8 protein-coding genes are annotated in these 7,712 nt (G+C 69.2%); 1 reads left to right on the plus strand and 7 read right to left on the minus strand.

The window, feature by feature from the left end:
- Positions 1-80: 80 nt before the first annotated feature.
- Positions 81-770, plus strand: coding sequence for a bifunctional demethylmenaquinone methyltransferase/2-methoxy-6-polyprenyl-1,4-benzoquinol methylase UbiE (gene ubiE / locus HY049_06335; GenBank protein MBI3448515.1), 690 nt, complete (start codon positions 81-83; stop codon positions 768-770).
- On the opposite strand, the gene argF is transcribed toward ubiE, so the two are convergent.
- From argF to HY049_06370, 7 genes are all read right to left on the minus strand, one after another.
- The gene (argF, locus tag HY049_06340; GenBank protein ID MBI3448516.1) at positions 703-1,731 is read right to left on the minus strand and encodes an ornithine carbamoyltransferase; all 1,029 of its coding nucleotides are present in this window, start codon (positions 1,729-1,731) and stop codon (positions 703-705) included. The two genes, ubiE and argF, sit on opposite strands and share 68 nt — an antisense overlap.
- A gap of 34 nt (positions 1,732-1,765) precedes the next feature.
- Positions 1,766-2,752, minus strand: a complete 987-nt coding sequence (locus HY049_06345; GenBank protein MBI3448517.1) for a carbamate kinase — start codon at positions 2,750-2,752, stop codon at positions 1,766-1,768.
- Position 2,753: 1 nt separating this feature from the next.
- The gene (locus HY049_06350; protein ID MBI3448518.1) at positions 2,754-4,043 is read right to left on the minus strand and encodes a GTPase; all 1,290 of its coding nucleotides are present in this window, start codon (positions 4,041-4,043) and stop codon (positions 2,754-2,756) included.
- A 246-nt stretch (positions 4,044-4,289) separates the two neighbouring features.
- Positions 4,290-5,198 (minus strand): hypothetical protein, encoded by a 909-nt coding sequence (locus HY049_06355; protein MBI3448519.1) that lies wholly within the window; start codon positions 5,196-5,198, stop codon positions 4,290-4,292.
- Positions 5,195-6,565 carry a sigma-54-dependent Fis family transcriptional regulator gene (locus HY049_06360; protein ID MBI3448520.1) on the minus strand — a complete coding sequence of 457 codons (1,371 nt, stop codon included), beginning with the start codon at positions 6,563-6,565 and terminating at the stop codon, positions 5,195-5,197. The genes HY049_06355 and HY049_06360 overlap by 4 nt, the downstream gene beginning before the upstream one ends.
- Positions 6,562-7,152 carry a hypothetical protein gene (locus HY049_06365; GenBank protein ID MBI3448521.1) on the minus strand — a complete coding sequence of 197 codons (591 nt, stop codon included), beginning with the start codon at positions 7,150-7,152 and terminating at the stop codon, positions 6,562-6,564. The genes HY049_06360 and HY049_06365 overlap by 4 nt, the downstream gene beginning before the upstream one ends.
- Positions 7,153-7,192: 40 nt before the next feature.
- Positions 7,193-7,657 (minus strand): hypothetical protein, encoded by a 465-nt coding sequence (locus HY049_06370; GenBank protein MBI3448522.1) that lies wholly within the window; start codon positions 7,655-7,657, stop codon positions 7,193-7,195.
- Positions 7,658-7,712: the final 55 nt, after the last annotated feature.

Genomic DNA, 7,712 nt, shown 5'->3' on the forward strand with positions numbered 1-7,712 from the left:
GCCGTATCGCCCGCCCGGGGGTGGCCGGCGGGGCCGGCATATTAATATGTGGGCCGCCCTCGCGCCCCCGGAGATGCCCGTTGCCCGAAGCCTCGAAGATCCGATCCCTCTTCGCCGGGATATCCCCGCGGTACGACCTGATCAATCGGATTCTGAGCCTGGGGGTCGACCGGAGCTGGCGTCTCAGGACCGTCCGGGCGGTCCGGGACGCGGCGACAGGCGACGCCGTGCTCGACCTGTGCTGCGGAACCGGAGACCTCTCCGTCGCGCTCGCCCTTGGCGGGCTCCGCGTGACCGGCGCCGACTTCTGCCACGAGATGCTCGTGATCGGCCGCGCGAAGGCGGCGCGTCAGAACGAGCGGGTCGAGTTCATCGCGGCCGACGCCCTGACTCTCCCCTTCCCCGACGCCACCTTCGAAGGGGCGACCGTCGCCTTCGGCGTGCGGAATCTCGCGGACCTCGACGCCGGCCTCTCCGAGATCCGCCGGGTGCTGAAGCCCGGCGCGCCCCTCGCCGTGCTGGAGTTCGGCCGGCCTCGCGGAGCGGTGATGGGACCGCTCTACGCGGTCTACCTCAACGCCTTCGTCCCCGTGGTCGGCCGACTGATCTCGGGGAGCCGGGAGGCGTACGACTGGCTCTCCTCCTCGATCCAGGCCTTTCCGGACCAGGAGGCCTTCCCCCGCCGCCTCGAGCGCGCCGGCTTCACCTCCGTCCGCGTCGAGGAGCTGACTTTCGGGATCGCGGCGCTGTACGTCGCGCGGAAGATCTAGCGGAAGATCCCGCCACGCGCGCCCGCGACGGCGCGGCCGCGCTCATCAGGGCCACCATCACCGCCTTCTGCGCGTGCAATCGGTTCTCGGCCTGGTCGAAGATGATGCTCGCCGCGGAGTCGGCGACCGAGTCGGTGACCTCCTCGCCGCGGTGCGCGGGGAGGCAGTGCATGAACTTCGCCTGCGACCCCGCCGCCTTCATCACGGCGTCGTTGATCTGGTAGGGCCTGAAGGCCCGCGCCTTCTCCTCGGCCTGCGACTCCTGCCCCATGCTGGCCCACACGTCGGTGTAGACGACGTGGGCCCCCTTCACCAGCTCCATCACGTCGTGGCCGAGCTCGAACGACGCGCCGGTCTTCCGGCTGTAGGCCACCGCCTCCGCGACGATCTGTGGATTGGGATCGAACCCCGGAGGGGTCGCGACCGACATCCTCGACCCGGTCCGCGACGCGGCGAGGAGGAGGGAGTTGCAGACGTTGTTGCCGTCGCCGACCCACGCCAGCTTGATCTTCGTGAGATCGCCGAAGTGCTCGCGGATCGTCTGGAAGTCCGCGAGGGCCTGCACCGGGTGGAAGTCGTCACTGAGTCCGTTGATGACGGGGACGCGCGCGTAGCGCGCGAGGTCCTCGACGATCTTCTGAGCGAAGACGCGGGCCATGATCCCGTCCACCCACCGGTCGAGGTTGCGCGCGACGTCGGGGACCGACTCGCGCGTGCCCAATCCCGCGTCGCCGGGGGAGATGTAGATCGCGTGGCCGCCGAGCTGGGTCATCCCCGTCTCGAAGGTCACGCGCGTCCTCAGGCTCGGCTTCTGGAAGAGCATCGCGAGCGTCTTCCCCGCGAGCGCGGCGCCGTACTTCTTCGGGTTCTTCTTGATCGCGACGCCCAGGTCGAGGAGCTCCGTCACGTCCTCGGCCGTCAGATCGCGATCGCTGAGCAGGTCGCCCCCCTTCAGGATCATCGTCGTCTCCTCTCGTCGGTTGCCGTTCCGGATCTCAGCTCTTCTTCAGTGGCGGCGCGGTGATCCACGTCCCCGCCTTCCTCGACAGCGCCCGGAGCGATCGCGGCAGCGACGTGATGACGACGGGATTCCGCGTCGCCGACACGAACTCGATCGCCGCCTCGATCTTCGGGCCCATGCTCCCGGGCGGGAACTGGCCGTAGCGGAGCCAGCGCCCCGCCTCGCGGATCGTCATCCCCGGGATCACGGTCTCGTTCTTCTTCCCGTAGTTCAGCCTCACGGCGTCCACGTCGGTGAGGATCACGAGGAGATCGGCGGCGAGCTCGGTCGCGATCAGCGCCGCGGTGAAGTCCTTGTCGATCACCGCCTCGATCCCCCGGAGCTTCCCCGACGCGTCCTCCACGACGGGCACTCCCCCGCCTCCCCCCGCGATCACGACGTCGCCGTCGGCCAGCGCCGCGCGGATCACCTTCATGCCGAGAACCTTGAGCGGCCGCGGGGAGGGAACCACCTTGCGGTAACCCCTTCCCGCGTCCTCCACCATCCGCCACTTCTTCGTCTTGATGAGAAACGAGGCCCGGTACGGCGTGTAGAAGGGACCCACCGGCTTGCTCGGATGGCGGTTCGCGGGATCCTTCTGATCGACCACGACCTGCGTGAGGAGGCAGACCACCTCGCGGTGCAGCCCGGCGCGGGCGAGCTCGTTGCGGAGCGTTCGCTCCAGCAGGTAGCCGATACTCCCTTCGGTCTGCGCGACGCAGACGTCGACGGAGGAGGGGGGCACCTTGGTGATCGCCTCCTCGATCTGGATCAGGAGGTTCCCGACCTGGGGGCCGTTGCCGTGGACCAGGACGAGATCCCATCCGCGCTTGACGATGCGGACGAGGAGGCGCGCGAGGGATTCGGCGTGCGAGATCTGGCGGCGCTGGGAGCCGTCCTCGTCGTGGCGGACGAGCGCGTTCCCGCCGAACGCGAGGACGGCGGTCCTGCGGGGCCGCGGCCGCTGCGCGGGCGAAGCCATATCAGCCCAGGGAGGCGAGGACTTCGCGGAGGGAGGGGCGGCCCCTCTCCTCGAGCTCATACGTCACGCGCTGGGCGGGCTTCTTGAACGTGATGAGGCGCCTCAGGTCTATCGGCGTGCCGATCAGCACGAGGTCGCAGTCCACCCGATCGATCGTCGCCTGGAGATCGCGGATCTGCGCGTCGCCGTAACCCAGGGCCGGCAGCAGCGGCCCGATCCCCGGGTAGTTCCTGAAGGCTTCCTTGATCGATCCGACGGCCGCCGCGCGCGCGTCCACCACCTCGGCGGCGCCGTGCTGGCGCGCGGCGAGCACGGCCGCGCCGTACGTCATCCCGCCGTGCGTGAGCGTCGGCCCGTCCTCGATGGCGAGGACGCGCTTCCCGCGGATGGCGGCGGCGTCCTCCACGCCGAACGGCGAGTCGGCCTCGACGATCGTCGCTTTCGGATTGATGCGGGTGACGTTGTCCCGGACGAGCTGCACCGACGCAGGCGGTGCGGTCGACATCTTGTTGATGACGACGACGTGGGCGCGGTGCAGATTGGTCTCGCCGGGATGGTACGAGAGCTCGTGCCCGGGGCGATGGGGATCGACGACGACGATCTCGAGGGTGGGGCGGTAGAAGGGAAGGTCGTTGTTGCCGCCGTCCCAGACGATGACGTCGGCCTCTTTTTCGGCCCTCTCGAGGATGGCCCCGTAGTCGACGCCCGCGTAGACGATCGTCCCGCGCGCGATGTGGGGCTCGTACTCCTCGCGCTCCTCGATCGTGCACTCCTCGCGATCGAGGTCCTCGTACGTGGCGAAGCGCTGGACCTTCTGCTTCGCGAGATCGCCGTAGGGCATGGGATGGCGGATCGCGACGACCTTCTTTCCCGACTCCTTGAGGAGGGCGCAGACCTTGCGCGTCGTCTGGCTCTTGCCGCATCCCGTCCGAATGGCGCAGATCGACACGACCGGCACCTTCGACGCGAGCATCGTCGCGTTCGCGCCCATCAGCGTGAAGTCGGCGCCGGCGGCGTTCACGAGCGACGCCTTGTGCATCACGTCCTCGTGGGAGATGTCGCTGTACGCGAAGACGGCCTCGTGCACGCCGTGGCTGCGGATGAGATCCCTGAGCTCACGCTCCTCGTGGATCGGGATTCCGCCGGGATAGAGACGGCCGGCGAGGGAGGCCGGGTACCGCCGTCCCGCGATATTGGGTATCTGCGTCGCGGTGAAGGCGACGACCTCGTACAGGTCGTTGTCGCGGAAGAAGACGTTGAAGTTGTGGAAGTCGCGCCCGGCGGCGCCCATGATGACGACTTTTCTCCGGCTCACGAGGAAGCCCCTCTCGGTTCCCGAAGGCGGGATGGCGTGGGCCGCCCGAGGTGGGGTCGCCGGACGGCGTATTAATAATGATGCTCGAGCCCTTGATGGCCGCCGCGACGGGAAGCGGCCAGCTCCTTGGAGGAACGGAAGATATCTCCCCGCCCCGAGAGGTGTCAAGGCGGGCGCGCGCTAAGGCGAATCTTTGCAGAGGGTTATCGGAAGGCAGGGCCCCTAGGGGGCCTTGACGACGACCGTCAGCTCGGCGGTGTCCGACATGCGGGGCTGCCCGTCGTCCACGGCGAGGAGCCTGATGACGTGGGTTCCCACGTCGGCCGCCTTCGGGCGCAGCTCGATGACCGCGTGCCCGCCTCCCACGTTGGTCAGCCGCGTCCACTCCGGCAGGTTCGCAGAGGAGAGGACCACGACGTCGCCGTCGGGATCCGTGGCCTGCACGTGCGCCTCGGCGTAGTCGCCGGCGACCGCGGTGACGGGCTTGAGATCGGCGATCTTCGGCGGGTGGTTGACGGGGGTGACGGCGGCGCGGACCGCCGCCGAGAGATCCCCGTTGCGGAAGACGATCAGCTCCGAGCCTGCGCCGCGGGCTTCCACCATGCCATCGCCGCCGATCGAGACGACGTTCGACCCGCCGCTCTGCACCCGGTACGTCGTGCCCGCGTCCGCCCCCGTGATCTCGGTCTCGGTCGCGTCCGCCGCCACCCCGAAGACGCGCAACGGCTTCCTCTCGCCGACCGTCAGCTCGAACAGAGGGTTCTCTCCGTGGATTCTCGTGAAGGGCTGGGACGGTTTCACGAGGAGGCTCGACGACGCTCTCCGCATCTCACCCGCGGCGCCGAAGGTCTCGGCCTCGATCGCGACGACGCCGGCGAAACCGCTCGGGACGTACACGTAGACGAACGGCCCCGTCCCCTCGATCCTCTCGACGTGCGCGCCGACGCGCAGCACGGCCCCTTCGACCCCTTCGGCCCCCTCGACGGAGAATCGGACCTCGACCGCCTCGCCGATCCGGACGATGGTGCCGGCGGGGGGAAGGAGCTCCACCTTCGCGGCGCCCGCGGCAGGCCCCCACGCCGCGAGGGCGGGGAGCGCGAGGGCCGCCAGCGCGACGAGTCGAGGCGTCACCCCACCCCCAGATCTCGGATGCGGGCGTTGAGGACTCTCGGAGTCATCCTGAGAATCTCGGCGGCGCGGGTGCGATCGCCGTTCGCGCGCTTCAGCGCCTCCCTCACGTAGCGCGCCTCGATCTCCCTCGACGCCCTCTCGATCGCCTCGGGGAGCGGAACCGTGAGGTCGGGCGGGGCGGGGGGCGGCTCGACACGCTCGATGGGCGCGAGGTGGAGGTGCTCGGGGAATATCTCGTCGCCGTCGCACAGGATGAGCGAGCGCTCGATGCAGTTCTGCAGCTCGCGGACGTTTCCCGGCCACCGGCACGCCGAGAGCGCCTCCATCGCGGCCGGCGACACCTTCGGCACGCCGCGCCGCTTGAGGTCCTTCGAGAAGCGCGCGACGAAGTGCTCGACCAAAGACGGTATGTCCGAGGCTCGCTCGCGGAGCGGCGGGATCGTCAGCGGCACGACCGAGAGGCGGAAGAAGAGGTCCTCGCGGAACGTCTTGTCGGCGACCGCCCTGTGAAGGTCCTTGTTCGTCGCGGCGATCAGGCGCACGTCCACGGTCAGCGTGGTGACGCCGCCGACCCGCTCGAACGACTTCTCCTGGAGGACGCGCAGCACCTTCGCCTGGACGTTCTGGGACAGCTCGCCGATCTCGTCGAGGAAGAGCGTCCCCTTGTCCGCCATCTCGAACTTCCCCGCCTTCGCGGCGTTGGCGCCGGTGTACGCCCCCTTCTCGTGGCCGAAGAGCTCGTTCTCGAGGAGCGTCTCGGGGATCGCCGCGCAGTTGATGGCGACGAAGGGGCGCCCGGAGCGGGGCGACAGCTCGTGGAGCGCGCGGGCGAAGAGCTCCTTGCCGGTCCCCGACTCGCCGAAGAGGAGCACCGTCGCGGTGGTCGGGGCGACGCGCCGCACCTGCTCGGTGAGCGCCTTCAGCTTGTCGTCGTTCCCCACGATTCTCGGCATGCCGAACCGCTCGGCAAACTCCTCCTTCAGGAGGATGTTCTCGGCGACGAGGCGCCTCTGGCCGGCGGCGCGCTCGATGAGGACGAGAAGGTGCGCCGTGTCGACGGGCTTCGCGAGAAAGTCGAAGGCCCCCTCCTTCATCGCGCGCACGGCGTCCTCGACGGTGCCGAAGGCGGTCATGACGACGACGGGAAGGAGGGGGTCCTCCGCCAGCGCGGACTTCAGGACCAGGTGTCCGTCACCCTTGGGGATCTTGAGGTCGGTGAGGACCATGAGGAACGGCCCGGTCCTGAGCTTCGCCTGCGCCTCGAGGGCGTCGGCGGCCTCCTCGATCTTGAACCCCTCCACCTCGAGGGTCTTCCGGAGGACGGCCCTCAGGCTGTCCTTGTCCTCGACGATCAGGATGCGGTTCAAGGCTCGGGGGTCGTCGCGGAACCCGCGCTCGTCGCGGAGGTCGCGCCGCCCGGGCGCGTGGGAAGGGCTGAGACCTTCGCGAGGTCGGCCCGGAGCGCCGTGAGCTTTTCCACGAGCGCCGCCTTCTCGGCCTGGAGCGCCTGGTAGGCGTCCTTCTGGCTCATCCCCTTCTGCGCGGCGATCTCGTCGGGGGTGAGCTGCGGGGGCGGGAGGTACGGGTTGGCCATGAAGGCAAGGCGCTTGTCGAGATCGACGGCGCGCGCCTCCCCTTCCTTGATGCCGTTCTGGATCTCGGCGAGGCGGCGGGCCTTCTCGTCGGGGGTGAGCGACTCGTCCGGAGCGGCGGCCGTCGCATCGGCCTTCGCGGTGGTGTCGACGTACACGGTCCTGGGGCCCGTGGCCGACGAGTGGTACTTCGAGAGATCGCGGTTGGTGAAGACCTTCGGGGCGTTCGGATCCGCCGGCTTCGCCGCGGCCTTCTTCGACGCGCCGCCCGCCGGCTCCTCGCCGAACGTCACGCTCGCGACGGCGAGCGGCATCGCGAGGAGAATCGCGGCGACGACGAGTGCGGGACGGCGCTCTCTCATGACCGCAAGCCTAGCATCCACGCGCGCCCCCCTCCAAGCGTCACATCTCGCTTTCCCAGAACGACAGCGTCGTCCGCGGGAGGTTGATCTCGGGGGGCGGCCAGCCGCCCTTGATGAGGCGCTCGTCGAAGTAGACGTCGGGGGAGCCGGTCGAGGGGGAGGGCATCCCTCCCTTGGTCACGAGGCTTCCGAAAACCGAGAGGTTCCCGCTCATGTTGAAGGTGCCGGCGATGTAGAGAACCCCCTGGAGGTGGACCTGCCCCGTGAAGGGAATCCCCTGGCTGTCGCGGGCGTTCGGGTCGGTCGTGTACGTGTACGTCACGCCGTTCGTCGACGTCGCCGAGCCCGTCTGCCCCGCCGCGGCGTTACCCGGAGCGCGGACGGTGAAGGCGCCGCCGAGAGACGTCGGGTACGTCAGGTTCACGTACTCGCCGTTCGGATCGGCGATCTTGTCGCCGTTGGCGTCGGTCCACGGCTCGCCCGGCGGGATGATGACCCGGTTCACGCCCGAGCCTGTCCCGGAAGAATCCCAGTGGCCGTTCAGGTAGATGAACCCCGCA

It is taken from the genome of Acidobacteriota bacterium (assembly GCA_016195325.1).
Classification (GTDB): Bacteria; Acidobacteriota; Polarisedimenticolia; order JACPZX01; family JACPZX01; genus JACPZX01.